The sequence below is a fragment of the Pseudomonas saponiphila genome (genome assembly GCF_900105185.1).
Classification (GTDB): domain Bacteria; phylum Pseudomonadota; class Gammaproteobacteria; order Pseudomonadales; family Pseudomonadaceae; genus Aquipseudomonas; species Aquipseudomonas saponiphila.
Window position 1 is genome coordinate 4,045,956 of the sequence record NZ_FNTJ01000001.1, and the last position, 25,127, is coordinate 4,071,082.

Consider the following 25,127-nt stretch of genomic DNA (forward strand, 5'->3'; position numbering starts at 1 on the left):
GCCTGTTGTTGCCCTTAGAAGAAGCCCAGGGGGTTGATGTCGTAGCTCACCAGCAGATTCTTGGTCTGCTGGTAGTGGTCGAGCATCATTTTGTGGGTTTCACGGCCGACGCCGGATTTCTTGTAGCCACCGAACGCGGCGTGCGCCGGGTACAGGTGGTAGCAGTTGGTCCACACGCGGCCGGCCTTGATCGCCCGGCCCATGCGGTAGGCGCGGTTGATGTCGCGGGTCCACAGCCCGGCGCCCAGGCCGAACTCGCTGTCGTTGGCAATCGCCAGGGCTTCGGCTTCGTCCTTGAAGGTGGTCACGCCCACCACCGGACCGAAGATCTCTTCCTGGAACACGCGCATCTTGTTGTGGCCCTTGAGCAGGGTCGGCTGGATGTAATAGCCGCTGGACAGGTCACCGTCCAACAGCTCCGCGGCGCCACCGGTGAGCAGCTCGGCGCCCTCCTCCTGGGCGATCTGCAGGTAGGAGAGGATCTTCTCGTACTGCTGCTGCGAGGCCTGGGCACCGACCATGGTCTCGGTGTCCAGCGGATTGCCGCGCTTGATCTTGACGATCTTCTTCATCACCTCGGCCATGAACGGCTCGTAGATCGATTCCTGGACCAGGGCCCGGGATGGGCAGGTGCAGACTTCACCCTGGTTGAAGAACGCCAGCACCAGGCCTTCGGCGGCCTTTTCGATGAACTTCGGTTCGGCCTGCATGATGTCTTCGAAGAAGATGTTCGGCGACTTGCCGCCCAGTTCCACGGTGGACGGAATGATGTTCTCGGCGGCGCATTTCATGATGTGCGAGCCCACCGGGGTCGAGCCGGTGAAGGCGATCTTGGCGATGCGCTTGCTGGTGGCCAGGGCCTCGCCGGCTTCGCGGCCGAAACCCTGGACGATGTTCAGCACCCCGGCGGGCAGCAGGTCGGCGATCAGCTCGGCGAAGATCATGATCGATAGCGGGGTCTGCTCGGCGGGCTTGAGCACCACGCAGTTGCCGGCGGCCAGGGCCGGGGCCAGCTTCCAGGCGGCCATCAGCAGCGGGAAGTTCCACGGGATGATCTGCCCGACCACGCCCAGGGGTTCGTGGAAGTGGTAGGCGGTGGTCAGTTCGTTGATTTCCGCGGCGCCGCCTTCCTGGGCGCGGATGCAACCGGCGAAGTAGCGGAAGTGGTCGGCGGCCAGGGGCACGTCGGCGTTGAGGGTTTCGCGTACCGCCTTGCCGTTGTCCCAGGTCTCGCTGACCGCGAGGAGCTCCAGGTTCTGCTCGATGCGGTCGGCGATCTTCAGCAGCACCAGCGAGCGGTCCTGGGGCGAAGTCTTGCCCCAGGCATCGGCGGCGGCATGGGCGGCGTCCAGGGCCTTGTCGATATCGGCGGCGCTGGAACGGGGGAATTCGGCGATCACTTCGCCGTTGACCGGCGAGGTGTTGGTGAAGTACTGGCCTTCCACCGGCGGCACGAACTGGCCGCCGATGAAATTGCCGTAGCGTGGCTTGAAGGACACGACGGCGCCTGGGGTTCCGGGTTGTGCGTAGATCATGCTGAGCCTCTGCTGGTCGAGGCCTGTCCAACGACAGGCGATGGACCGATGGTAGAGAGCCCCGCCTGCCGGACGAATGCATCGTTGGCAGGGGGAGCTCTCGTCATTTGGTCGTAGGTTGATTGCCCTGTGCGGGAGCCGGCTTGCCGGCGAAAGCGCTCTTGCGGGCCTCTTCGCCAGCAAGCTGGCTCCTACGGTCGACAGGGATATCCCGGGGCTTTGTAGGAGCCGGCTTGCCGGCGAAGGCGGTCTTGCGGGCCTCTTCGCTGGCAAGCCAGCTCCTACGGTCAGTTGCAAGGAGGGGTTAGCGTTTGGAGACCAGGTCCTTGGGCAGTTTGAAGGTCCAGAGCATGCCGCCCTGGTTGAAGTCCTTGACCCGCTTGGCCACTTCGCCGCCCCACAGCGGCACCGCGCCGCCCCAACCGGACAGCACCGAGACGTACTGCTCGCCGTCCATTTCCCAGGTCACGGGGGAGCCCAGGACTCCGGAGCCGGTCTGGAATTCCCAGACCTTCTCGCCAGTCTTGGCGTTGAACGCCTGGAGGAAGCCTTCAGGCGTGCCGGTGAACACCAGGTTGCCCTTGGTGGTCAGCACCCCGCCCCACAGCGGCGCGAAGTTCTTGTGGCGCCAGACTTCCTTGCCGCTGATCGGGTCGATGGCCCGCAGCACGCCGATGTAGTCCTCATTCAACGGCTTGATGGTGAAGCCCGCGCCGAGGAACGCCGCGCCCTTCTTGTAGGCGATGCCTTCGTTCCAGATGTCCATGCCCCATTCGTTGGACGGTACATAGAACAACCCGGTGTCGCGGTTGTAGGCCATGGGCATCCAGTTCTTGGCGCCGAGGAAGGCCGGGGCGACGAACACCGAACTGCCCTTGCTCTCGCTGCCCGGGGCGCCTGGGCGGCTGGCCTCGTTGTAGATCGGCCGGCCGTTCTTATCCAGGCCGGTGGCCCAGGTGATCTTGTCGACAAAGGGGAAGCCGCGGATGAACTTGCCGTTGGTGCGATCGAGCACGTAGAAGAAGCCGTTGCGGTCAGCGGTGGCGGCGGCCTTGATCTCCTTGCCGCCCTCCTTGTAGTTGAAGGAGATCAGCTCGTTGACGCCGTCGAAGTCCCAGCCGTCGTGGGGGGTGCTCTGGAAGTGCCACTTGATGGTGCCGTCGTCCGGGTTCAGGGCCAGGCGCGAGGAGGAATACAGGTTGTCGCCGGGGCGCAGGTGGGAGTTCCACGGCGCCGGGTTGCCGGTGCCGAACAGCAGCAGGTTGGTTTCCGGGTCGTAGTAGCCGCCCAGCCACGGCGCCGCGCCGCCGGTCTTCCACAGATCACCCGGCCAGGTCTTGCCCGCCTCGCCACCGGAAATACCGTTCTCGATCGCCTTGCCGTCCTTGTACACGTAGCCCATGTGGCCTTCCACCGTGGGACGCATCCACAGCAGCTCGCCGTTTTTCGGGTCGTAGGCCTGGATCTTGCCGACCACGCCGAACTCGCCGCCGGCGACCCCGGTGATCAGCTTGCCGTTGACGATCATCGGCGCCGCGCTGATGGAATAGCCCTCTTTGTGGTCGGCGACCTTCTTGCTCCACACCACCTTGCCGGTGTCCTTGTTCAGGGCCACCAGCTTGGCATCCAGGGTGCCGAAGAACACCAGGTCGCCATACAGCGCCACGCCGCGGTTGATCACGTCACAGCACGGGCGGATGTCGTCCGGCAGGCGCGCATCGTACTGCCAGAGCTTCTTGCCGGTGCGCGCATCCACCGCGAACACCCGCGAGTAGGAGCCGGTCATGTACATCACCCCGTCCTTGATCAGCGGCTGGGCCTGCTGGCCGCGCTGCTTCTCGCCGCCGAAGGAGAAGGCCCAGACCGGCCGCAGCTCCTTGACGTTATCGACGTTGAGCAGGTCCAGCGGGCTGTAGCGCTGACCCTGGACCCCCAGGCCGTTGGTGACGATCTGCTGCGGGTTCTTCGGGTCCTGGAGGATCTCCTCATCGGTGACGGCGGCCAGGGCCGCGCTGGACAGCAGCATGGCGCTGAGCACCAGGCTCACGGCGAAAAAGGGACGACGTGGGGGTTGGGTCATGACGGCTACCTCGGCGGTTATTGTTGTTCCCGGGAAATTTTCCCGGTCTGCCGGGAATTCTTGGTCCCGGCCTGTTTGCCAACAATTGCCCGCAGTGCGGAGTTTTCTAGTTCCTTGGTACTGGAGGGGCAGTGGCAAGTGGCAAGGGGCAGTGGCAAGCGGCAAGCAGCGAGCGGCAAGCCCGCGCCATGCACCCGCACCGTAGGAGCTGGCTTGCCAGCGAAGAGGCCCGCGAGATCGCCTTCGCCGGCAAGCCGGCTCCCACAAAAGGCCTCACGCAATCTACCTACCGTGGGAGCTGGCTTGCCAGCGAAGAGGCCCGCAAGACCGCCTTCGCCGGCAAGCCGGCTCCCACAAAAGGCCTCACGCGATGTACCTGCCTACCGTGGGAGCTGGCTTGCCAGCGAAAGGGCCCGCAAGATCGCCTTCGCCGGCAAGCCGGCTCCTACAGGCCGTCGAGGCGCTGCAGGCGCTGGCGCTCGTAACGCGGGTACAGGTGGCTGACGCTGCGAATCAGCTCATAACGAGTCAAGCTGATGCCGGCAAAGCGCTCGGGGATCGGGCGGCGGATCATCTCGGCCATGTCGTCGCCACGGGCCGCGCCGTCGCGCATCAACCCGTCGAGCCAGCCCAGGTAATCGCGCATCTGGGCAAAGGGCGCGGCATCCGCCGCCACTGGGCCATGGCCGGGTACGATCAGTTTCCACGGCAGGGCCTGCAAGGTGTCCAGGTCCTTGAGCCAGACCGCAAGCCCCGGGCTGTTGGGGGTGGTCAGCGCACGCTCGTAGAACACCAGGTCACCGGCAAACAGCACCCCGGTGTTCTCATCGAAAATCGCCAGGTCAGCACCGGTGTGCCCACTCAGGCCCAGCAGGCGCAAGCGATGCCCGCCGACCTCCAGCGTGCCGGGTTCCAGCACCTGGGTCGGCAGCACCACCTCGGTGCCGCGCATCCAGTCGCCGACCATGCGGTACATATTCTCGGCCATGGCGTCCCCCTGCTGGCGCAGCAGGTCACTGGTGCCGGCCAGGGCGCCGATGGGCACATCGCCAAAAGCCTGGTTGCCCAGCACATGGTCGGGGTGATGGTGGGTCAGCAGCAGTTGGATCACCGGTTTGTCGGTGGTGGCGGCAATCGCCCGGCGCAAGGCTTCGCCGTAGCGCTTGGACGGGCCGCTGTCGATCACCACCACCCCGCTGTCGGTGACGATGAACCCGGTGTTGACGATGTTGCCGCCATTGGCCTTGGCAAAGTTGTCGGTGCTGCCTTCCAGCAGCCAGGTGCCGGCGGCGATCTGCCGGGGCTTGAGGTCATAGTCCAGGTCGGCCCGGGCCGGCAGGCCCAGGCATAGCAGCAACAGCAGGATCCAACGCATGGCGCGCCTCGGCTCGGGTGGGTCAAAGGATGCGGTCAGGGCAGCTTGGCCTCGAACTGGTTGCCGCTGTTGTCGCGCAGCAGCAAGCGGGTCTGCCCTGCCCCCTGGATATCGAACCCCAGGTTGGGGTTTTCGCTGACCGCCGGGAACAGTTCGAGGCTGGCCAGGGGCTGATCGTTCTGGTCACGCAGTTCGGCGTGGTTGAGAAAGAACTCGGGGATGCCGCTGACCAGGCCGTTGTCCATCGGGTGGGAGACTTGCAAACGCAAACGGCTGCTGTCGTCGCGCGGATAACGCCCGCCCAGCACTTCGCCGATGTGCTCTTCCCAGCCGGGCTGGGTACGCACCACGCTGGGCGCGGTGCAACCACCACCCGCGGCATCGATCAGGGTCGAGCCCACGTGCCACAGGCCATCGCGGGTCTGCACCGCGGCGCGCAGCGGCGTGGCCTGCTCGATGCGGATGCGGATCGACAGCCAGGGCAGCACCCGCTGCCCCGGTGCGAAATCGACGATGCGCGGCAAGGGGTTGAGCTCGGCCCAGGCGAGGATGCGCACCACGTCGCCGGTGAAGGCCCGGGCGTCGATCTCCAGGGGCACCTGCCGCGCATCCTCGGCAAAGGGCGGCGCCAGCAGCTTGACCCGGTCATCGAAGACGAACGCCGCGTCCCCCAGCAGTTGCTTGTGGTAGAAGGCCCACATCACCGAGGGCACCGGATCCACACCCGAGCCTTGCGGATCGGCAGCCAGCGCCGGGGTCGCCAAGGGCAGCCAGCACGCCAGCAGACAGGTCGCTCGCCAGTTCATCGCAGCTCCTATTGATACATCTGTGGGACCTCGTAACGCAGGCCATAACGGGCATACAGCGCCTGCAGGCGACCGTCGCGGATCAGCCCTTCCAGGGCCTCCTCCACGGCATAGGCCAGCTGGCGATTGCTTTCATGCACCGCCATGCCGATCTCCCACACTTGCTTGCCCATGTTCGGGTAGGCGTTTTCCGCCAGGGCCAACTGCGGGTCAGCGGCCTGGTGCAACTGCCAGTCGATCTCGCCGCGCATGGCCATCACCGCGTCCACCTGCCCGGCCTGCATGGCAGCGAAGGCCTGCAGCACGCTGGGGTAATGGTGGGTCTTGGCACTGAGCATGCCGTTGAACACCGAGGTCAGGTAGAACGACGGCACGCTGTCCACCTCGACCCCGATCGGGTGCTCCTGGAACACCGCGACGCTGGCTACTGACTCCAGCCGGCGACGGTCGAATGCCACCTGCCAGCGTTCCTCCTGATAGGGGCCGAACATCACCACGTGGTCGTTGGCCAGCTCCCCCAGTTCGTTGCGCTTTTGCGCGTAGTCGTGGTCGTAGGGCACGCGCATCATCAGGTCGGCCAACTGCTGGTGGCGCAGCGGGCTGCCGCGCCAGATGTAGTCCCGCAGATCGTCGTCGAGCTTCTCTCCCGGGGGCGCCCAGATCAGTTGCAGGCGTACCCCCAGGGCCTCGGCCAGGGCTTGCGCCAGCTCGACATCGACACCCCGGGGCTGCCCCTGGTCCTGGAAGCTGTAGGGGGCAAAATCCTGATACACCGCCACCTTCAACTCACCGGAGGCGATCATCGTGTCGTAGTTGCGCACCCCGGCCTGGGCCGTGACGCAACACAGCAGCAGGCCAGCCAGGAACAGGGCGAAGCGGCCCATGGCGATCACTCCTCGACGCGCACGCTGTCCAGGTAGGTGCGCACCGCCCACAAGGCTTCCTGGCTCAGGTAGTCGGCCATCTTCGGCATGTATACCCGGCCATCGCGCACCGCGCCGTTGCGCACCCGCTCGACGAACCATTCATCCCCGGCTTCGCCGGCATCCAGCATGCGCAGATCCGGCGCAATACCGCCGGACTTGGCTTCCAGGCCATGGCAGGCGGCGCAGTTCTGGTTGTAGGCCGAAGCACCGATTTCCACCGCCTTGTCGTGCTCGGGCGAGGTGCGGTACGGGTTGACCGAGGCCCAGCCGTCGCCATCGACCGTTACCCCAGCGTCCTTGATTGGCGTCAGGCCCTTGGTTTCCACCGCCTGGGGCACCACGTTGCCATGGGCCCATACAGCGCCGGTGGCCAAGGCACCGGTGAGCAGCCCTACCGCGAGCAAGGCGTTGCGTTTTGTTGTCATTGTTATGCCCTCAAGATTGCACGCAAGACCTCGCTACAGAGGCCATGGCGCCATCTTAGAAACAGCCGGCGGGTGGCCGTATGCTGCTTTGGTGGTCGCGCCCTACTCCCTTGGTAGTAGGGCTTGTGGCGCGGGCCTAAATCAGGTGCCGCCCGGGAACTATTCCCGGCAAGGGCGGGACTTTTTCCGTATCTCAACACCCACCCCACGGCAGACCCTAGTCAGGCCAAAACCTCCACTGGGAACTGCAACCATGACAATAAGATCGCTACCCGCCCTCTCCCCCCTGAGCCTCGCCGTCCAGGCCCTGCTGCTGGCCGGCAGCCTGTCCCTGGGCGCGGCGGCCACAGCGGCCACCGCCCCGGCGGCACCTGCCAGCAAGAACGTGACCTGGGAAGACATCGCCAACGACCACCTGACCACCAAGGACGTGCTGCAGTACGGCATGGGCACCAACGCCCAGCGCTGGAGCCCCCTGGCCCAGGTCAACGACCAGAACGTGTTCAAGCTGACCCCGGCCTGGTCCTACTCCTTCGGCGACGAGAAGCAGCGCGGCCAGGAATCCCAGGCCATCGTCAGCGACGGCGTGGTCTACGTCACCGGCTCCTACTCCCGGGTGTTCGCCCTCGACGCCAAGACCGGCAAGCGCCTGTGGACCTACAACCACCGCCTGCCGGACAACATTCGCCCGTGCTGCGACGTGGTCAACCGCGGCGCGGCGATCTACGGCGACAAGATCTACTTCGGCACCCTCGATGCCCGGGTCATCGCCCTGGACAAGAACACCGGCAAGGTGGTGTGGAACAAGAAATTCGGCGACCACAGCGCGGGCTACACCATGACCGGCGCCCCGGTGCTGATCAAGGACAAGACCAGCGGCAAGGTGCTGCTGATCCACGGCAGTTCCGGCGATGAATTCGGTGTGGTCGGCCAGCTGTTCGCCCGCGACCCGGAGACCGGCGAAGAGGTGTGGATGCGGCCCTTCGTCGAAGGCCACATGGGCCGCCTGAACGGCAAGGACAGCACCCCCACCGGCGACGTCAAGGCGCCGTCCTGGCCCGACGACAAGACCACCGAAACCGGCAAGGTCGAAGCCTGGAGCCACGGCGGCGGCGCCCCTTGGCAGAGCGCCAGCTTCGATGCCGAAACCAACACCATCATCGTCGGCGCTGGCAACCCGGGGCCCTGGAACACCTGGGCGCGGACCGCCAAAGACGGCAACCCCCACGACTACGACAGCCTGTACACCTCGGGCCAGGTCGGCGTCGACCCGAGCACCGGCGAAGTCAAATGGTTCTACCAGCACACCCCCAACGACGCCTGGGACTTCTCCGGCAACAACGAACTGGTGCTGTTCGACTACAAGAACAAGGACGGCAAGGTGGTCAAGGCCACCGGCCACGCCGACCGCAACGGCTTCTTCTATGTGGTGGACCGCAACAACGGCAAGTTGCAGAACGCCTTCCCCTTCGTCGACAACATCACCTGGGCCAGCCATATCGACCTCAAGACCGGGCGCCCAGTGGAGAACCCCGGCCAACGTCCGGCCAAGCCGCTGCCAGGCGAAACCAAGGGCAAGCCGGTGGAAGTCTCGCCGCCGTTCCTGGGGGGCAAGAACTGGAACCCCATGGCCTACAGCCAGGACACCGGGCTGTTCTACATCCCCGGCAACCAGTGGAAGGAGGAGTACTGGACCGAGGAAGTGAACTACAAGAAAGGCTCGGCCTACCTGGGCATGGGTTTTCGCATCAAGCGCATGTACGACGACCACGTCGGCACCCTGCGCGCCATGGACCCGACCACCGGCAAACTGGTGTGGGAGCACAAGGAACACCTGCCATTGTGGGCCGGGGTCCTGGCGACCAAGGGCAACCTGGTGTTCACCGGCACCGGCGACGGCTTCTTCAAGGCCTTCGACGCCAAGACCGGCAAGGAGCTGTGGAAATTCCAAACCGGCAGCGGCATCGTCTCGCCACCCATCACCTGGGAACAGGACGGCGAGCAGTACATCGGCGTGACCGTGGGCTACGGCGGCGCGGTGCCGCTGTGGGGCGGCGACATGGCCGAGCTGACCAAGCCGGTGGCCCAAGGTGGCTCGTTCTGGGTGTTCAAGATCCCGAGCTGGGATAACAAGACGGCCCAACGCTGACCGACTGGTGGCGAGGGAGCTTGCTCCCGCTGGGCCGCACAGCGGCCCCAAAACCAGCCCCTGGGATGTGCCGACACACCCCAGGGGCCGGGTTCACCACGGCTACGCCCCCCAGGGCGCCGGCCGAGCGCCAGCCCGCGCCTCGCCCAACCCGCCTTCACTCCCGCCTGGAGAACCGCACCATGAACTACCTGCCCCTGGTCCTGCTGTTGAGCCTGTCCCCCGCCTTCGCGGTGAACGTCGACGACGACGGCAACGACGTGCCCCTGACCATCAACGGCTGCCTGATCGCCGAATCCAGCCAATGCCCCGGCGCCAACCTGCGCGGCGCCCACCTGGCCAACCAGGACCTGCGCAAGATGAACCTGACCGGCGCCGACCTCTCCGGCGCCGACCTGCGCCATGCCCAGCTGGACCTGGCCAACCTGGAACAGGCCCGCCTCTCCGGCGCCAACCTGACCCGCGCCAGCCTGCAACAGAGCAACCTGCGGCTGGCGGACTTCACCGACGCCAAGCTGATGGCGATTCAGGGCTGGGGCCTGTTTGCCCAGGGCGCGCAATTTAAGAACGCCAACCTCAGCGCGGCCTATCTGCAATTTGCCCGGCTATCCGGGGCCAAACTGCACCAGGCCAACTTGCAAGCGGCCGATCTGGAGATGGCCTGGTTGAACAAGGCCGATCTGCAAGGGGCCAATCTGAGCGAGGCCAATCTGCAGGAAGCCAAGTTCGGCGAGAGCAATCTGGCACGCGCCGACCTGCGTGGGGCGCGGCAGCATTATGGGAATTTTCAGGATGCCAATATGGAGGGGTGCCAGGGGTGTCCGGGGACATGGGATAAGTGAGGGGACCGGGGGGGGATATCCGGCACTGCGGGTGCTGCCACTTACGGTTTCGCTCTTACAGCGACTCACTTTTGAAAAACCGGAATGCCGGCCCAGACAAAAGTGAGCAAAACGCTTCTGCCCCCTCCGTAGGAGCTGGCTTGCCAGCGAAGGCGTCCGCTCAAGCGCTACATGTCTTGCGGGCCTCTTCGCCGGCAAGCCGGCTCCTACGGACAGTGCGTAAACGAACTTGGCTTTTGATCTTCAGGCCCTTTCCCAGCCCCAGCGAGGGGCCCATGGAGAGGCAAGCGTTTTTGGTTCCTTTTTGCTGGGCCGGCACTCCGACGTTTGTAAAAAGGGACTCGCTGTAAGAGCTAAACCGTCAGCGGCCAAAATGGCAGCAACGGATACGTCGCACCTCCCCTCACCCCAAAAAGCCCCCACCACTACCGGTAAACACCTTCAGCCAACCACTCAGGAAAGTCCCGCATACCATGCAAAACCCGCCATACGTCGATGTGCTCATCGCGCTCAACGTAGAACACCAGATAGGGATAGCGTTTCAGCGGCCAGCAAAGCACCCCCGGCAGATCCAACTCGTGGGCGTAGCGAGACATACCCGAGGCCGGATGGCGGCCGATATGAAGATAGGCATTTTCCAGAGCATCGATAAAACCGAGCGCAGCCTGCTCGGCCTGTTGGTCAAGCTAGTCGCTGATAGCGCCTCCCACGTCCTGGCTGGCAAGGGCACGTGGCATGACCGGCTTGGCTTTCATCCTCGCGCCTTGTGAACCCTGGCACGCAGGGATTCGAAATAGTCACGCTGCACAGCAGTGCCCGGCGCCGATTGAGCACCGGCCAACAACAGGCCACGCAGATGTTGCCGATCCTGATCCTTGCGAATCAGCTCACGCACATATTCACTGCTGGTGCTGTAGCCGCGCTGACTGACTTGATCGTCGACAAAGGACTTGAGAGCGTCCGGCAGGGAGATGTTCATGGTGCTCATGGCTTTGTCCGCTTTTGACAAAATTTGCCAAACCATACCCCCTCACCCCGCCACCCGCACCACCCCCATATCAATCCCCAGATGCACCAACTCCGCATGAGAGCTGACCTGCAGCTTGCTCTTGAGCAAGGTCAGGTGGTTGGACACGGTCTTGGCGCTGATGCACAGCTGCTCGGCAATCACCCGCGCCGGGGTGCCCTTGGCCAGCATCACGAAGATCTCCAGCTCGCGCTGGGTCATGCTCTGCAGACGCGGGTCGCTGGCATTCTGCGCCGGGATGCAGGCCAGTTGCGTGGCCAGGGGCTGTTCGATGTAGGCATGCCCGGCCAGCACTCGGTGCACCGCTTCGATCAGCACCTGGGGCGCGGAGTTCTTGGTCAGGTAGCCCGAGGCGCCGGCCTCCAGGGCCTGGCGCACCAGCGGCAGTTCGTCGTGCATGCTGAAGAACAGCACCCGCAGTTGCGGCAGGCGCTGGCGCAGGCGGCGGGTGGTTTCCAGGCCGCTGATGCCCGGCAGGCCGAAATCCATGATCACCAGTTGCGGCACCTCTTCAGCCACTCGGGCCAGGGCCTCTTCGCCGCTGGCCGCTTCGCGCACCTGCATCGCCGGCAGTACCGCGCGCAGCAGGCTGGCATAACCCTGGCGGACCACGGCGTGGTCATCCACCAACAAGATGTTCATCAGGCCTCCATGGGCATGTTCAGGGGCATGTTCAAGGCCAGCGCCCAGCCGGCGCCGGGACGGCTGAGGATCTGCAGTTCGCCCCCCAGGCTGCGGGCCCGTTCGGCCATCGAGTGCAGGCCGACGCCGGGGCGCTGGGGCTGACGCGCGCCGCAGCCGTTGTCGCGCACCAGCAGGCGCAGGCCCCGGGCGCTGCGTTGCAGGCGCACCCGCACCTGGCTGGCGCCGGCGTGCCGGGCGACATTGGTCAGCGCTTCTTGCAGCAGGCGGTAGAGGTGGGTCTTGCTCGCGTCGGGCAACGTCGGCAGGTCGGCGCCAACCCGCAATTGGCAGTCGATGCCCTGGCTGTCCTGCCATTGGTTCACCAGCAGGCCGACCGCCTCGGCCAGCGGCAGGTGCTGCAGCACCACCGGGTACAGGTCCTGCACCAGGGCGCGAAAGCCTTGCTGCAAACGCTCGCAATTGAGCTCCAGGGCCTGGGCCGTGTGTTCCACCACCGTCGGCTGGTCGGCCACCATGCGCAGCAGGCAGACCTGGGCGCGGATGCCCGCCAGGTATTGCCCGAGGTCGTCGTGCAGGGTCTGCGCCAGGTAGGTGCGCTCGCGCTCCTGCACCGCCAGCAGGGCCTGGGTCAGTTGCGCGTTGTCGGCGCGGGTCTGTTCCAGGGTCGTGGTCATGCGGTTGAAGTGCCCGGCCAGCTGTCGCGCTTCCGGCAGGCCGGTTTCGCGCAGGCGCACCGCCAGTTGCCCGCCGGACACTTGCTGCAAGGCCCGCAGCAGATCATCCAGCAGCCCCATGCCGCGGCGCACCGCCCAGCGGATGGTCAGCAGGCTCAAAAGCAGGGCCAGGCCGCACAGGCTCAACAGCTGTTGCAGGGAATCCCAGACCTCGTCGATCTCGTCGCGCGCGTCCACCGCGATCAGCACCCGGCGGCCGTCGCCCAGGTCCAGTTCGCGGGCGCTGTGGCGGCGGTCGCTGAACAGCTGGCGGCCAAGCCAGGCGTCCAGCCCGGCCTGCTCGGGCATGCGCGCCGCCTCGTCCGGCCCCAGCCAGTGCACCCGCACATGGCGCAGGCTCTGGGTGAGATGCGGTTGCAGGCCCGCCGGGTTGCGCTCGGCGCTGTCGCTCAGGTACTCCACCACGGCCTCGGCGGACTGCAATTCACGTTCGACATCGGCCACCGCCTGATGCAGCAGCAAGCCGGCGCAGGCCAGGGTCACCACGGCAAAGAACGCGGTCACCCACAGGTTGATCCGCCACAGCGCCGACATGCCTAGCGCCCCGGAACCAGCGGCACCGCCAGGGGCACGACCGGACGCGGACCGTGCAGGCGATCGACGCCGATCAGGCTGAGGATCAGCAGCAAGGGCAGGAGCAGCACTTTGATGATGCGCATGGGCGTCGCTCTCAAGGTTCGGGCTCGGGGGCGGATTCGGGCCAGGGTCGGGGCAGTTGGAACCATGCTAAGACCGCCGCACCCGCACCGGGTTACTACCTTGGTACTGCCCGGGCGCTACTTTCTGCATATTTCCCCGTCCCGGCACTGTTCCTATGCTGGCGCCACCTGCCGTGGAGTGCCTTATGCACAAGCCTGCCCCGCTCATCCCGACTTGCCTGCTGGCCCTGGCCTCGCTCCTGCTGCCCCTGAGCGCCAGCCAGGCCGGCGAGGAACCCTTGCAGGTGCGCATCGGCTACCTGGGCTATCGCCCCGATCCCGGCCCGCTGCTGTCGAACATCATCCCCGAGCCAGCCGACGCCGGGCTGCAAGGCGCCCAGTTGGCGATTGTCGACAGCAACAGCACCGGGCGCTTTCTCAAGCAGCAGTTCCAGCTCGACAGCGTCAGCGTCGACAGTCCCGCGGCCCTGCTGCAAGCGGCCAGGGCCCAGCACGACCAGGGCCTGCGGCTGTTCGTGGTGAATGCCCCGGCGGCCAGCTTGCGCGAACTGTCGGCGGCCCTGCCCGACAGCCTCTTGTTCAACGCCGGCAGCCCCGACGACCGCCTGCGCAGCAGCCAGTGCCTGGGCAATGTGCTGCACAGCCTGCCCGGCCGGGCGATGCTGGCCGACGCCCTGGTGCAATTCATGGCGCTGCGCAAATGGCAGCGGGCCTTGCTCATCGTCGGCCAGACCGAAAACGACCGCGCCTACGCCGATGCCCTGCGCCGGGCCATGCAGCGCTTCGGCCTGAAGATCGTCGCCGAGAAGGCCTGGACCTTCGACAACGACCAGCGCCGCAGCGCCCAGGCCGATATGCCGCTGTTCACCCAGACCGCCGAATACGACGTGGTGCTGGTGGCCGACGAGCGCGGCGACTTCGGCGAATACCTGCCCTACCAGACCTGGTACCCGCGCCCGGTGGCCGGCACCCAGGGCCTGACCCCAACCGGCTGGCACAAGAGCGTCGAGACCTTCGGCGCCGCGCAGTTGCAAAAGCGCTTCGAAGCCCAGGCCGGGCGCTGGATGAATGACCGCGACTTCGCCGCCTGGATGGCCGTGCGCAGCGTCGCCAGCGCGGTGAGCAAACTGCGCCAGGCCGAACCCCGAGCCCTGCAAGCGCTGCTGCTCAGCGACCAACTGCCACTGGACGGATTCAAGGGTCGCAAGCTCAGCTACCGCCCGTGGAACGGCGAACTGCGCCAACCGATTCCCCTGGTGCAGCCCCGGGCCCTGGTCAGCACCTCGCCCCAGGACGGCTTCCTGCACCCCTTCAACGAAATGGACAGCCTGGGCTACGACCGTCCCGAAGTGACCTGCCGCTACCCCTGATCCGATAACCACAACAACAAGGAATCCGCCATGCGCCGCCCCCTTCTCTGCCGCTCCGCCCTCTGCGCGGCCCTGCTGCTCGCCGCCGGGCACGCCATGGCCGCCACGGCCTGGGTGTCCAACGAAAAGGACAACAGCCTGAGCCTGATCGACATGCAGACCCTGGAGGTTACCGAGACGCTGCCGGTGGGCCAGCGCCCACGCGGCCTGCTGCTGTCCCATGACAACAAGCTGCTGTACATCTGCGCCAGCGATTCGGACCGGGTCCAGGTGCTGGACGTGGCCACCCGCAAGATCGTCAAGGAGCTGCCCTCGGGCAAGGACCCCGAGCAGTTCGCCCTGCACCCCAACAACCGCTGGCTGTACGTGTCCAACGAGGACGACGCGCTGGTCACGGTGATCGACACCGAGACCGCCAAGGTCCTCGGCCAGATCAACGTCGGGGTCGAGCCCGAAGGCATGGCGGTCAGCCCCGACGGCAAGTGGGCGGTGAACACCAGCGAAACCACCAACATGCTGCACTGGATCGACACCAGCACCCAGACCCTGGCCGACAGCACCCTGGTGGACCAGCGCCCGCGCTTCGTCGAGTTCAACCAGGACGGCTCAAGGCTTTGGGCCTCGGCGGAAATCGGCGGCACCGTGACCATCCTCGACGTAGCCACGCGCCAGGTGCTCAAGACCCTGAACTTCAAGATCAAGGGCGTGCACCCGGACAAGGTGCAGCCGGTGGGCATCAAGCTCAGCGCCGACGGCAAGTACGCCTTCGTCGCCCTGGGCCCGGCCAACCACGTGGCGGTGATCGACGCCAAGACCTACGAAATCCTCGACTACCTGCTGGTGGGGCGCCGGGTCTGGCAGTTGGCATTCACCCCGGACCAGAGCCAGCTACTGGCCACCAACGGGGTCAGCGGCGATGTCTCGGTGATCGATGTGAACAGCCTCAAGGTGCTCAAGTCGGTGAAGGTCGGACGCTATCCCTGGGGCGTGGTGGTGACCCCATGAACGCTTTGGAGGTCAGCCAGCTGAGCTTCGCCTATGGCCCGCGCCAGGCCCTCGATCAGGTCAGCCTGAGCCTGGCCCCCGGGCGCTTCGCCGCGCTCTTGGGCCCCAACGGCGCCGGCAAGTCGACCCTGATTGCCCTGCTGACAAGGCTCTACGACCTGCAGCAGGGCGACATCCGCGTCGGCGGCTGCTCGCTGCGCAACGCCGCCCGCGCCGCCCTGCGCCAGCTCGGCGTGGTGTTCCAGCAAAGCACCCTGGACCTGGACCTGAGCGTGGAGCAGAACCTGCACTACCACGCCGCGCTGCACGGTTTGTCGCGGCGCCAGGGGCAGGCACGGATCGACGCCGAACTGGCGCGCCAGGGCCTCACCGAACGGCGTCGGGACAGCGTCCGCGCCCTCAACGGCGGCCACCGCCGGCGGGTGGAGATCGCCCGCGCCCTGCTGCACGAGCCGCGCCTGCTGCTGCTCGACGAAGCCAGCGCCGGCCTCGACCCGGCCAGCCGCCTGGCGCTCAACCGGCACATCCGTCAGCTGTGCCAGGAACAACGCCTGAGCGTGCTCTGGACCACCCACCTGCTGGACGAAGTGCAGGCCGACGACCAGTTGCTGATCCTGCATCAGGGGCGCCTGGTGGCCAGTGGCTTGGCCAGCGCCATCAGCGAGGAACAGGGCGGCGACCTGAGCGCGGCCTTCGCCCGCCTGACCCAGAGTGCCCAGCCGCGCCCGGCGCCGATCGGAGAAGCGCACGCATGAACGCCTACTGGCAGTGTCTGCGCGGCATCGTGCTGCGCGAATGGCTGCGCTTCGTGCTGCAGCGCACGCGCTTTCTCAGCGCCCTGGTGCGCCCGCTGCTGTGGCTGCTGGTGTTCGCCGCCGGTTTTCGCGCGGCCCTGGGCATCGCCATCATCGAGCCCTACAGCACCTACATTCCCTACGAGGTCTACATAGTCCCGGGGCTGGCCTGCATGATCCTGCTGTTCAACGGCATGCAGGGCTCGCTGTCGATGGTCTACGACCGGGAAATGGGCAGCATGCGCGTGCTGCTCACCAGCCCCCTGCCCCGGGCCTTCCTGCTGGCCAGCAAGCTGTTGGCCACCTCGCTGATCTCGCTACTGCAGGTCTACGCCTTCCTCGCCGTGGCCTGGCTGTATGGCGTGCAGCCGCCGGCCATGGGCCTGCTGGCCGCGCTGCCGGCGCTGCTGCTGGTGGCCCTGATGCTCAGCGCCCTGGGACTGCTGCTGTCCAACGCCATCCGCCAATTGGAGAACTTTGCCGGGGTGATGAACTTCGTGATCTTCCCGCTGTTCTTCCTGTCCTCGGCGCTGTACCCGCTGTGGAAGATGCAAGAGGCCAGCCAGTGGCTGTACTGGCTGTGCGCCCTCAACCCCTTCACCCACGCCGTGGAGCTGGTGCGCTTCGCCCTGTATGAACGCTTCAACCTGCTGGCCCTGGCCGTGTGCCTGGGTCTGACCCTGGTGTTCTCGATGCTGGCGGTGCTGACCTTCAACCCGCAGCACGCCGCCCTGCGCAAAAGCACCTGAGCCCCCCCGGCCATACCCAACCCACCGTAGGAGCTGGCTTGCCAGCGAAGAGGCCCGCAAGCCCAGCACAAGACCCAAGGCCCCTTTCGCCGGCAAGCCGGCTCCTACAGAAAAGGGCGCTCCACGCGGCCCACACACCCACCGTAGGAGCTGGCTTGCCAGCGAAGAGGCCCGCACGCCCAGCGCAAGACTCAAGGCCGCCTTCGCCGGCAAGCCGGCTCCTACACAGCGCGTGCCCGTGGGCGATCTACGACTTTGGTACTGCTTTTGCTGTCGATGGTCGCATTCACAAATGCCATCGCCCTGGCATGTAATGGGCGCATAACAAGAAGGACATCCCCCCTATGCCCCGTGCCCTGCAGACCCTGGCCCTGCTGTCCCTGAGCCTGACCCTGGGAATGGCCCAGGCCGAAACCCCGCTGTTTTCCGCCGACGGCTATCGCACCAGCCTCTACCGCAGCCCGACACCCACCCGGATCGAGGTCGCGCAGATCATCGACACCCAGGGTTTGCAGGCCCTGCTCCAGGCCCAACCCAGCCCCCTGCTGATCGACGTCTATCGCCGCCAATGGCTGCAAGGCCGCTTCATCGACAGCGAGCCCCACGCCAACCTGCCAGGCAGCCACTGGCTGGCCAATACCGGCGACGGCGAACTGAGCCCCGAGTGGCAAGGCTACTTCAGCCGCTACCTGGAGCAGCTCAGCGCCGGCAACCGGCAACACCCGCTGGTGTTTTATTGCCGCGCCGATTGCTGGCTGAGCTGGAACGCGGTAAAACGCGCCGCAGCCTTGGGCTATACCTCCCTCTACTGGTATCGCGACGGCCTGGACGCCTGGGAAGCCGCCGGATTGCCCGTGGTGGCGGCCCAGCCGGAAGCCTTTCCCTGAAACCGCAAAAGCCCCCCGCACACTGACAATAACGAGGTGAAAGGCCATGTATAAAATTCTGATAGCCGACGATCACCCACTGTTTCGCGAAGCCATCCACAACGTCATCAGCGACGGATTTCCCGGCAGCGAGGTGATGGAAACTGCCGACCTGGACAGCGCCCTGGCCCTGACCCAGGAGCACGACGACCTGGACCTGATCCTGCTCGACCTGAACATGCCCGGCATGCACGGCCTCAACGGCCTGATCACCCTGCGCAACGAAGCGCCGACCATTCCGGTGGTGATCGTCTCCGCCGAGCAAGACAAGCAGATCGTGCTCCAGGCCATCACCTACGGCGCCGTCGGCTTCATCACCAAATCCTCGGCGCGCTCGCAGATGACCGAGGCCATCGAACAGATCCTCAACGGCAACGTGTACCTGCCGCCGGACATCATCCGCACCCAGAAAAGCCAACCGGGGCGGCGCAACAGCGAGACCCCGAGCTTCCCCCCGGAACTGCTCCAGGCCCTGACCCGCAAACAGCTGTTGGTGCTGGAACGCATGACCAAGGGCGAATCCAACAAACAGATCGCCTACACCCTGGACATTGCCGAAACCACGGTGAAGGCCCACGTCTCAGCGATTTTGCGCAAGCTCAACGTGCACAACCGGGTGCAAGCGATCCTCAGTGCCGGGGACATCGATTTCGGCGCCTACCTGCGCCGCTGAATTCAGCCGATCGTACCGCCGATCCTGTAGGAGCCGGCTTGCCGGCGAAGGCGGTCTTGCGGGCCCCTTCGCTGGCAAGCCAGCTCCTACGGTTGATAGTGACTGTGCGGGGGCCTGTAGGAGCCGGCTTGCCGGCGAAGGCGATCTTGCGGGCACCTTCGCTGGCAAGCCAGCTCCTACGGTTGGTAGTGACTGTGCGGGGGGCCTGGAGGAGCCGGCTTGCCGGCGATGGCGGTCTTGCGGGCACCTTCGCTGGCAAGCCAGCTCCTACGGTTGGTAGTGACTGTGCGGGGGCCTGTAGGAGCCGGCTTGCCGGCGAAGGCGATCTTGCGGGCACCTTCGCTGGCAAGCCAGCTCCTACGGTTGGTAGTGACTGTGCGGGAGCCTGTAGGAGCCGGCTTGCCGGCGATGGCGGTCTTGCGGGCACCTTCGCTGGCAAGCCAGCTCCTACGGTTGGTAGTGACTGTGCGGGGGCCTGTCGGAGCCGGCTTGCCGGCGAAGGCGATCTTGCGGGCCCCTTCGCCGGCAAGCCAGCTCCTACGGTTGTCAGGGATGCCGCGTTGGGTTCAGCAAGTGGCTGATGGCGGTCTTGAGTTTCATCGGGCGCACCGGTTTGTGCATCAGGGTGTGGCCCAGTTCACGCAGTTGCTGCTTGAGGTCGTTGCTGTAGTTGGCGGTGATCATCATCGCCGGGATCGCCAGGGCGCGCCGGGCGTTGATCCGCGCCACGGCGTCGATGCCGTTCTGTTGGTGGTCCAGGTGGTAGTCGGCAATCAACAGATCGGCGTCGGCGCGGTAGTCGTCGACCTGGCGCGCCAGGTCTTCTTCGGACAAGGCGGTGATCACCTGGCAGCCCCAGCCTTCGAGCAGGGTGCGCATGCCGGCGCAGATCGCCGCGTCGTTATCCAGCACCCAGATCCGCGCGCCCTGCAAACGCTCCAGCAGGGCCTCGCCCAGTTCCAGGCGCGGCGCCGGCAAGGGCGCGCTGGCGCTGAGCGGCACTTGCACGCTGAACACTGAACCGCGCCCGGGCCAGGAGCGCACGCCAATACGGTGGCCGAGGATCCCGGCAATCTTCTCGACGATGGCCAGCCCCAGGCCCAGGCCGCGATCCTGGTCCGGACGCTGTTCTTCGCCGCGCTTGAACTCCTGGAAGATTTCTTCCAGGCGCTCGGCGGCGATGCCCATGCCGCTGTCCCAGACTTCGATCGACAGCCAATGTCCCTGGCGCCGGCAACCGAGCACCACGCGGCCTTGGCGGGTGTAGCGGATGGCGTTGCTCAGCAGGTTGCGCAGAATCCGCGCCAGCAGCTGGATGTCGCTGCGTACCAATGCCGAGCAGGCCACGAAGTGCAGTTCCAGGCCCTCGCTGCGGGCCACCTGGGCATACTCGGCGGCGAGGTTTTCCAGCAGCTCGCTCAGGGCGAACGGCGCGATGTCGGCCTTGATCACCCCGGCATCGAGCTTGGAAATATCCACCAGGGTGCCCAGCAGGTTTTCCACATCCTCCAGCGAGTTGCTGACATTGCGCACCAGGGCGCTGCTGGCCTGGGGGTCGCGACGTTCCAGCAAGGCGCTGGTGAACAGCCGCGCGGCGTTCAGGGGTTGCAGCAGGTCATGGCTGACTGCGGCGAGGAATTTGGTCTTCGACAGGTTGGCCCGTTCGGCCTCGGCCTTGGCCTCGCGCAGCCGCGATTCGACCCGGCTGCGCTCTTCGATCTCGCGCAGCAGTTGCTGGTTGAGGGTGGTCAGTTCGGCGGTGCGCTCGCGCACCCGCAGCTCCAGGTTCTGATAGGCCTGATGCAGCGCCTCGGCGGTGCGCCGGCGCTCGGTGATGTCGCGGATCAGCACGAAGATCCCCACCACCTCGCCATTGGCCAGGCGGTTGGGCACGTAGGAGCGCAGCATGTAGCGCTCCTGGTTGTTGACGTTGGTCTCGGCGAATTCGAAGGTCACGCTCTCCCCGGCCAGGGCCCGCTCCACGTAGGCCTCCAGGCGCTGGTAATGCTGTTCGCTGTGGGCCTCGCGCAGGCTCTGGCCGAGCATCACGCCCCGCGGCCAGCAGTACCATTCCTCGTAGACCTTGTTGGTGAACTCATACACCAGATCGGCATTCAGGTAGGCGATCAGCGCCGGCACATGGTCGGTGATCAGGCGGATCCAGCGTTCGCTTTCGCTCAGGGCCTCGGCGTGCTGATAGCGCTCGGTGATGTCGGTGAAGGTGTTGACGAAACCGCCGGTGGGCAGCGGGTGGGTGCGGATCTCCAGCACCCGGCCATCGCTCAGGCGCTGTTCGCATTCGTGGATCATCCGGCCATTGGTGTCGCGGCTGGCGGGAGTCAGCAGGCTCAGTTCGCTGTCGCCGATGACCTCGGCGAACAAGCGGTGCGCGGCCACCGGGGCCAACCCGCTGAGTTCGAGGAAGCGCCGGTTCCACAGTTCGAGGATGCCCTCGGCGTTGACCATGGCCACGCCCTGGGACAGGTTGTCCACCGCCCGTTGCAGCAAGTGGGATTTTTGCGCCACCGCCTGTTCCCGGCGCAGGGTTTCGCTGTGCTTGACCTCGGTGATGTCGGTAAACAGGATCACCCGCCCGCCTTCCCGGGTCGGCCGTTCGCTGACCTGCAACCAGCGGCCGTTGTGCAGGCGGTACAGCAGTTGTTCGTCACCAGCGCTGCGTGGCTCCTCGCTGAACAGCCCGGTGCTGGTCATCAGCCGGCGCACTTCCGACAGACGCATGCCGGCCATGATCCGCACCCGGCTGTGAGTCCAGAACGCGCGGAAGCGGCTGTTGAACAGGACGATGCGCTGCTCCTGGTCGAACAGCACGAAGGCGTCGGAAATGCTTTCGATGGCGTCGATCAGGTGCTGGTGCGCAGTCTCGGCCCGCAGCCGCGCCTCGCTGAGCAGGTGGTTACCGGCCTTGAGCTCGGCCATGGCCTGGTTCAGCGCGTCGGTGCGTTCGCGCACCTGCTCGGCCAGCACCACCGAATGCTGGAACGCCGCATAGGGATCGTTGCCCCGGGTGACGCCGGATTCGACCCGTTCGATCAGCGCGCTGTTGATGCGCCGCAGCTTGCGGTTCTCGCGTTGCAGGCAGTCGAGTTGCGCTTGCAGCTCAGCGGCGGGCCGGAGTTCGACTGCGGGCAATGGCGACCCCGGTGAAGGTCTGGTTGATGTGCATGCCATTGAACTGTTCTCCGTAGGTGTTGAAACCCATCACCCGCTGTTCCCGCAAAAAGGCCCCGATGCGCTCCAGGCTGCCCTGCCCCTCCAGCTCCAGGCGGCGCAAAAAGCAGTCGCAGCCGATGGTCAGCAACAGCCCGCCGAGGCGCTGCTGCAAGCCGTCGAACAGCTGCTGCAGGTTGGGCAGCAAGGGGCCGGGGGTCATGGCGGTGAGAACGATGCCGTTCTCCACCGCGCAGTAGAAACTCAGGCTCAGGTCCGGGTGCACCTGCTGCACCGCGCGCACGTAGTAATGCTGGTTGATCCGCACCGCCAGCGGGTGGGCGGCGAACACCCGGTGGTCGAGCTGATCCAGGGGCACGCCGATCAGCCGCGCATACTCCTCGGCGGCCGGTTCCGCGTTCAGCTCATAGACCCGGCGCAAGGCACTGTCGGCACCAGTGACCACCAACTTTTCTTCCCGCGGCAGGATGTGGTGGGTGGTGAACACCTCGAAATCCAGCCAGGTGTTGACCAGCACCACCACCGCCGCGCCGCTGTGGAACTCGCCACCGAAATACACATGGGTGTGGGTCAAGTAATTGTCGTCGCCGGCCGAACCGCCGAAATGCGGAATGTCCCCCAGGGCCGCACTGAGGGCGGCGAGGACCATTTCCTCACGGCTCGACAGACCGTCCAGCAGGGTCAGGGCGAAGCTGTTGCCCTTGATCGGCGCCAGGGTGTTGCTGCGACAGCCGCCCACCAGGCGTTCGACCATCTGCTGAGCGTCGATCAGGCTGAAGTGCTCCATCTGGTCGATCAGCTCGGCGGCGATGGAGAAATGCCGGTGATCGAAACCGATGGCGGTCACGCAATTGCGCCCGTAGCCCAGCGGGGTGATTTCCCCGGCGCTGGTGCAGCCCACCAGGGCAATGCCGCCGAAGCTCTGCTGCAAGGCCGTGCCCAGGGCTTGCAGCGGGTACTCGGCGGAACAGAAGAACAGCACGAAGCCCAAATGCGGATGCAGCAACTGGCTAGCCAGGTCCTGGGCCACCTGCTGCGGATCGACCGCCTGGGACATGGCACTGACCACGCCCTCGCTTTGGGCTTGCTGCATCGTCGCCTCCGGCGCGGTTTGTCTGAGCAACGAGTGTACGAAGCCGACCCCGGGGCACGAATGCTACTTGGGTAGCGGGTAGCCGGTTCCATGGGCGTAGGCGCTGGCTTGCCAGCGAAGGCGTCGGTCGGGCTGGTGCAAGGCTTGCGGGCCTCTTCGCCGGCAAGCCGGCTCCTACGGGAAAGGCGCCAATGCGGGAAATAGGCGGGGAATGGGGCGCGCCACTGTCGTAGGAGCTGGCTTGCCAGCGAAGGCGTCGGTCGGGTTGGTGCAGGGCTGGCGGGCCTCTTCGCCGGCAAGCCGGCTCCTACGGGAAAGGCGCCGATGCGGAAAATAGGCGGAGATGCGGTACGCCGCTGTCGTAGGAGCTGGCTTGCCAGCGAAGGCGTCGGCCGGGTTGGTGCAGGGTTGGCGGGCCTCTTCGCCGGCAAGCCGGCTCCTACGGGAAAGGCGCCGATGCGGAAAATAGGCGGGGATGCGGCGCGCCGCTGTCGTAGGAGCTGGCTTGCCAGCGAAGGCGGCGGTCGGGCTGGTGCAGGGCTTGCGGGCCTCTTCGCCGGCAAGCCGGCTCCTACGGGAAAGGCGCCTATGCGGAAAATAGGCGGGGATGCGGTACGCCGCTGGCGTAGGAGCTGGCTTGCCAGCGAAGGCGTCGGCCGGCTTGGTGCAGGGCTGGCGGGCCGCTTCGCCGGCAAGCCGGCTCCTACGGGAAAGGCGGGAGTGATGGGGAATGGAGGGGCGCCGGCCCCGGCGCGATGCGCACGCCAGGGCCGGCGCCGGGGTTACCAGGTGAGAACCGCGCCCACGGCAAAGGTGTCGGTGTTTTCGTTCTGCGCGGTGGTGTGGTGGCCGTCGATCTCGAACTGGTTGTACTCGGCCACCAGCTTGAGGTTGTCGTTGATGTCGTGGAACAGCGCCACGCCCCGGGTCTGGTAATCGGCGCCGCTGCCGACCACGCCGTTGCCGTCGTCCTTTGTCTTGCCGTAGGACAGCGCCAGGCGGTTCTTGCCGAGTTTGTACGAGCCCTGCAGCAGGTAGCCCTTGCTGTCGACATTGCGCAGCGTGGCTTCGCCGGCGTTGTTGGTGAAGAACGGATTGATGCCCTTGGCCTGGAACCCGGAACCGGTCAGGGACAGGCCGCCCATCTTGGCCTGCAGGCCATAGCCCAGGCCTTTGGAGGTGACCGACTGCACGTTGGGGTCGGTGTTGTCGGAGGTCTGGTAGCTGCCGTTGAGCCAGCTGTAGAACTTGGCCCCGCCCAGGTCGAACTGGTAGGTGATCTCGCTCTCGGTGCGCGGGTTCTTCTGGTAGGCCTTGCCCAGGGCGCTGCTGTCGTTGGTGTTCACCGGGTCGAGGATGCCCACCGCCACCCGCAGGCCATCCATCAGCGGGCTGCGGTAGGTGATTTGCGAGGACGGAAAGGGATAGGGATAACCGCTGCCGATGTTGCCGAACGACACCCCGCCGCCGTCCACCAGCCCCAGGCTGTCGCTGACCTGACCGTACCCGGCGAGCATTTCGTCGAGCAGGATGTTGGAACGGGCGAACAGCCCAAAGTCCTTGCCGATCAGCACCTCGCCCCACTCCGGGTTGGCCACGGTGCCGTAGAACTGGCGCACGTCGATGGCGGTGTCGGTGCCGTTGGTTTCGCTGTCGTTGATGGTCACCCAGAACGAGGCCCGGGCGCCGAGCTTGAGGTCGTCCACCTGCTTGCTCATGTTGAAGCCCAGGTAGTTGGGCAGAAAGCCCATCTTCACCCGCGCCTGACGCCGGTCGTACTGGTCGCCGGCGCGGTCGACATTGCTGTTGACGTAAAAGGCGTTGATGTAGCCGTCGGTGGAAAAGGTCGTCTGGTCCTTGTCGTACAGCATGATCTCGGCTTCGGCGACGGTGCCCAGGCCAAGGGTCGACAGGCCGACCAGCAGGGCCGGAATCAGAGGGTACTGGCAGTTCTTATTGTTATGCATGGCGCGCTCCGCAAACGGGGGACGAAATGTCGGAGGCGATTATCGAAAGGGCCCCAGCGCACTGACAGGCTGCCTTGGAGGCAGATTGCCAGTGCTTTGGCGGGGCTGGCAGGGAGCGGCAAATCCGATCCACGACCGGCCCGCTACCCGGCCCACTA

At 65.9% G+C, this 25,127-nt stretch carries 22 protein-coding genes; 8 read left to right on the forward strand and 14 right to left on the reverse strand.

Going from position 1 to position 25,127, the window contains the following annotated elements; translation table 11 throughout:
* Positions 1-14: 14 nt before the first annotated feature.
* The 6 genes from exaC to pedF form a co-directional block, all read right to left on the reverse strand.
* Positions 15-1,535 carry an acetaldehyde dehydrogenase ExaC gene (gene exaC, locus BLV47_RS18770; protein WP_092316036.1) on the reverse strand — a complete coding sequence of 507 codons (1,521 nt, stop codon included), beginning with the start codon at positions 1,533-1,535 and terminating at the stop codon, positions 15-17.
* 304 nt (positions 1,536-1,839) lie between these two features.
* On the reverse strand, positions 1,840-3,615 hold the full coding sequence (gene pedH / locus BLV47_RS18775) for a PQQ-dependent alcohol dehydrogenase PedH (protein WP_092316038.1): 1,776 nt from the start codon (positions 3,613-3,615) through the stop codon (positions 1,840-1,842).
* A 445-nt stretch (positions 3,616-4,060) separates the two neighbouring features.
* Positions 4,061-4,990: a quinoprotein relay system zinc metallohydrolase 1 gene (locus BLV47_RS18780; protein WP_092316040.1), complete on the reverse strand. Its 930-nt coding sequence runs from the start codon at positions 4,988-4,990 to the stop codon at positions 4,061-4,063.
* Between the two features lie 35 nt (positions 4,991-5,025).
* Positions 5,026-5,796 carry a quinoprotein dehydrogenase-associated SoxYZ-like carrier gene (locus BLV47_RS18785; RefSeq protein ID WP_092316042.1) on the reverse strand — a complete coding sequence of 257 codons (771 nt, stop codon included), beginning with the start codon at positions 5,794-5,796 and terminating at the stop codon, positions 5,026-5,028.
* An 8-nt stretch (positions 5,797-5,804) separates the two neighbouring features.
* A complete protein-coding gene (locus BLV47_RS18790; RefSeq protein ID WP_092316044.1) occupies positions 5,805-6,680 on the reverse strand; it encodes a substrate-binding periplasmic protein in 876 nt (291 codons plus the stop codon).
* Between the two features lie 5 nt (positions 6,681-6,685).
* Positions 6,686-7,147 (reverse strand): cytochrome c-550 PedF, encoded by a 462-nt coding sequence (gene pedF, locus BLV47_RS18795; RefSeq protein ID WP_092316046.1) that lies wholly within the window; start codon positions 7,145-7,147, stop codon positions 6,686-6,688.
* 253 nt (positions 7,148-7,400) lie between these two features.
* On the opposite strand from pedF, the gene exaA reads away from it, so the two are divergent.
* Both exaA and BLV47_RS18805 read left to right on the forward strand, forming a co-directional pair.
* Positions 7,401-9,296 (forward strand): quinoprotein ethanol dehydrogenase, encoded by a 1,896-nt coding sequence (gene exaA / locus BLV47_RS18800; protein WP_092316048.1) that lies wholly within the window; start codon positions 7,401-7,403, stop codon positions 9,294-9,296.
* Positions 9,297-9,478: 182 nt separating this feature from the next.
* Positions 9,479-10,138: a pentapeptide repeat-containing protein gene (locus BLV47_RS18805; protein WP_092316050.1), complete on the forward strand. Its 660-nt coding sequence runs from the start codon at positions 9,479-9,481 to the stop codon at positions 10,136-10,138.
* A gap of 425 nt (positions 10,139-10,563) precedes the next feature.
* Here the strand turns inward: BLV47_RS18805 and BLV47_RS18810 are convergent, their stop codons facing one another.
* The 5 genes from BLV47_RS18810 to BLV47_RS36760 all read right to left on the reverse strand — a co-directional run bounded on the left by BLV47_RS18810 (position 10,564) and on the right by BLV47_RS36760 (position 13,203).
* Entirely contained in the window at positions 10,564-10,788 is a 225-nt protein-coding gene (locus tag BLV47_RS18810) for a type II toxin-antitoxin system RelE/ParE family toxin (protein ID WP_244168941.1), read from the reverse strand.
* Between the two features lie 101 nt (positions 10,789-10,889).
* On the reverse strand, positions 10,890-11,126 hold the full coding sequence (locus tag BLV47_RS18815; protein ID WP_092316052.1) for a type II toxin-antitoxin system ParD family antitoxin: 237 nt from the start codon (positions 11,124-11,126) through the stop codon (positions 10,890-10,892).
* A gap of 42 nt (positions 11,127-11,168) precedes the next feature.
* Positions 11,169-11,807: a response regulator gene (locus tag BLV47_RS18820; RefSeq protein ID WP_092316054.1), complete on the reverse strand. Its 639-nt coding sequence runs from the start codon at positions 11,805-11,807 to the stop codon at positions 11,169-11,171.
* Entirely contained in the window at positions 11,807-13,078 is a 1,272-nt protein-coding gene (locus BLV47_RS18825) for a sensor histidine kinase (RefSeq protein WP_092316056.1), read from the reverse strand. Before BLV47_RS18825 ends, BLV47_RS18820 begins: the two co-directional genes overlap by 1 nt.
* Before the next feature lie 2 nt (positions 13,079-13,080).
* Positions 13,081-13,203, reverse strand: coding sequence for a hypothetical protein (locus BLV47_RS36760; protein ID WP_019092738.1), 123 nt, complete (start codon positions 13,201-13,203; stop codon positions 13,081-13,083).
* Positions 13,204-13,388: 185 nt separating this feature from the next.
* Between BLV47_RS36760 and BLV47_RS18830 the strand changes: the two genes are divergently transcribed.
* The 6 genes from BLV47_RS18830 to BLV47_RS18855 all read left to right on the forward strand — a co-directional run bounded on the left by BLV47_RS18830 (position 13,389) and on the right by BLV47_RS18855 (position 18,720).
* Entirely contained in the window at positions 13,389-14,573 is a 1,185-nt protein-coding gene (locus tag BLV47_RS18830) for an ABC transporter substrate-binding protein (RefSeq protein ID WP_092316058.1), read from the forward strand.
* A 30-nt stretch (positions 14,574-14,603) separates the two neighbouring features.
* Complete coding sequence (locus BLV47_RS18835; RefSeq protein ID WP_092316060.1) at positions 14,604-15,578, forward strand: YVTN family beta-propeller repeat protein; 975 nt, start codon at positions 14,604-14,606, stop codon at positions 15,576-15,578.
* Positions 15,575-16,333 (forward strand): ABC transporter ATP-binding protein, encoded by a 759-nt coding sequence (locus tag BLV47_RS18840; RefSeq protein ID WP_092316062.1) that lies wholly within the window; start codon positions 15,575-15,577, stop codon positions 16,331-16,333. Before BLV47_RS18835 ends, BLV47_RS18840 begins: the two co-directional genes overlap by 4 nt.
* Positions 16,330-17,121: an ABC transporter permease gene (locus BLV47_RS18845; RefSeq protein WP_092316064.1), complete on the forward strand. Its 792-nt coding sequence runs from the start codon at positions 16,330-16,332 to the stop codon at positions 17,119-17,121. Before BLV47_RS18840 ends, BLV47_RS18845 begins: the two co-directional genes overlap by 4 nt.
* 344 nt (positions 17,122-17,465) lie before the next feature.
* A complete protein-coding gene (locus tag BLV47_RS18850) occupies positions 17,466-18,008 on the forward strand; it encodes a PQQ-dependent catabolism-associated CXXCW motif protein (protein WP_092316066.1) in 543 nt (180 codons plus the stop codon).
* Positions 18,009-18,054: 46 nt separating this feature from the next.
* Entirely contained in the window at positions 18,055-18,720 is a 666-nt protein-coding gene (locus tag BLV47_RS18855; RefSeq protein ID WP_092316068.1) for a response regulator transcription factor, read from the forward strand.
* 546 nt (positions 18,721-19,266) lie between these two features.
* On the opposite strand, the gene nahK is transcribed toward BLV47_RS18855, so the two are convergent.
* The 3 genes from nahK to BLV47_RS18870 form a co-directional block, all read right to left on the reverse strand.
* A complete protein-coding gene (gene nahK, locus BLV47_RS18860) occupies positions 19,267-21,909 on the reverse strand; it encodes a hybrid sensor histidine kinase/response regulator NahK/ErcS' (RefSeq protein WP_092316070.1) in 2,643 nt (880 codons plus the stop codon).
* The gene (gene nosP / locus BLV47_RS18865) at positions 21,839-23,002 is read right to left on the reverse strand and encodes a nitric oxide-sensing protein NosP (RefSeq protein ID WP_092316072.1); all 1,164 of its coding nucleotides are present in this window, start codon (positions 23,000-23,002) and stop codon (positions 21,839-21,841) included. The genes nahK and nosP overlap by 71 nt, the downstream gene beginning before the upstream one ends.
* A gap of 782 nt (positions 23,003-23,784) precedes the next feature.
* Positions 23,785-24,969 carry a porin gene (locus BLV47_RS18870; protein WP_092316074.1) on the reverse strand — a complete coding sequence of 395 codons (1,185 nt, stop codon included), beginning with the start codon at positions 24,967-24,969 and terminating at the stop codon, positions 23,785-23,787.
* Positions 24,970-25,127: the final 158 nt, after the last annotated feature.

Bases quoted from the DNA above. Each gene is read 5' to 3' on its own strand.
- exaC (WP_092316036.1), bottom strand. From the start codon at position 1,535: ATGATCTACGCACAACCCGGAACCCCAGGCGCCGTCGTGTCCTTCAAG.
- pedH (WP_092316038.1), bottom strand. From the start codon at position 3,615: ATGACCCAACCCCCACGTCGTCCCTTTTTCGCCGTGAGCCTGGTGCTC.
- BLV47_RS18780 (WP_092316040.1), bottom strand. From the start codon at position 4,990: ATGCGTTGGATCCTGCTGTTGCTGCTATGCCTGGGCCTGCCGGCCCGG.
- BLV47_RS18785 (WP_092316042.1), bottom strand. From the start codon at position 5,796: ATGAACTGGCGAGCGACCTGTCTGCTGGCGTGCTGGCTGCCCTTGGCG.
- BLV47_RS18790 (WP_092316044.1), bottom strand. From the start codon at position 6,680: ATGGGCCGCTTCGCCCTGTTCCTGGCTGGCCTGCTGCTGTGTTGCGTC.
- pedF (WP_092316046.1), bottom strand. From the start codon at position 7,147: ATGACAACAAAACGCAACGCCTTGCTCGCGGTAGGGCTGCTCACCGGT.
- exaA (WP_092316048.1), top strand. From the start codon at position 7,401: ATGACAATAAGATCGCTACCCGCCCTCTCCCCCCTGAGCCTCGCCGTC.
- BLV47_RS18805 (WP_092316050.1), top strand. From the start codon at position 9,479: ATGAACTACCTGCCCCTGGTCCTGCTGTTGAGCCTGTCCCCCGCCTTC.
- BLV47_RS18815 (WP_092316052.1), bottom strand. From the start codon at position 11,126: ATGAGCACCATGAACATCTCCCTGCCGGACGCTCTCAAGTCCTTTGTC.
- BLV47_RS18820 (WP_092316054.1), bottom strand. From the start codon at position 11,807: ATGAACATCTTGTTGGTGGATGACCACGCCGTGGTCCGCCAGGGTTAT.
- BLV47_RS18825 (WP_092316056.1), bottom strand. From the start codon at position 13,078: ATGTCGGCGCTGTGGCGGATCAACCTGTGGGTGACCGCGTTCTTTGCC.
- BLV47_RS36760 (WP_019092738.1), bottom strand. From the start codon at position 13,203: ATGCGCATCATCAAAGTGCTGCTCCTGCCCTTGCTGCTGATCCTCAGC.
- BLV47_RS18830 (WP_092316058.1), top strand. From the start codon at position 13,389: ATGCACAAGCCTGCCCCGCTCATCCCGACTTGCCTGCTGGCCCTGGCC.
- BLV47_RS18835 (WP_092316060.1), top strand. From the start codon at position 14,604: ATGCGCCGCCCCCTTCTCTGCCGCTCCGCCCTCTGCGCGGCCCTGCTG.
- BLV47_RS18840 (WP_092316062.1), top strand. From the start codon at position 15,575: ATGAACGCTTTGGAGGTCAGCCAGCTGAGCTTCGCCTATGGCCCGCGC.
- BLV47_RS18845 (WP_092316064.1), top strand. From the start codon at position 16,330: ATGAACGCCTACTGGCAGTGTCTGCGCGGCATCGTGCTGCGCGAATGG.
- BLV47_RS18850 (WP_092316066.1), top strand. From the start codon at position 17,466: ATGCCCCGTGCCCTGCAGACCCTGGCCCTGCTGTCCCTGAGCCTGACC.
- BLV47_RS18855 (WP_092316068.1), top strand. From the start codon at position 18,055: ATGTATAAAATTCTGATAGCCGACGATCACCCACTGTTTCGCGAAGCC.
- nahK (WP_092316070.1), bottom strand. From the start codon at position 21,909: ATGGCATGCACATCAACCAGACCTTCACCGGGGTCGCCATTGCCCGCA.
- nosP (WP_092316072.1), bottom strand. From the start codon at position 23,002: ATGCAGCAAGCCCAAAGCGAGGGCGTGGTCAGTGCCATGTCCCAGGCG.
- BLV47_RS18870 (WP_092316074.1), bottom strand. From the start codon at position 24,969: ATGCATAACAATAAGAACTGCCAGTACCCTCTGATTCCGGCCCTGCTG.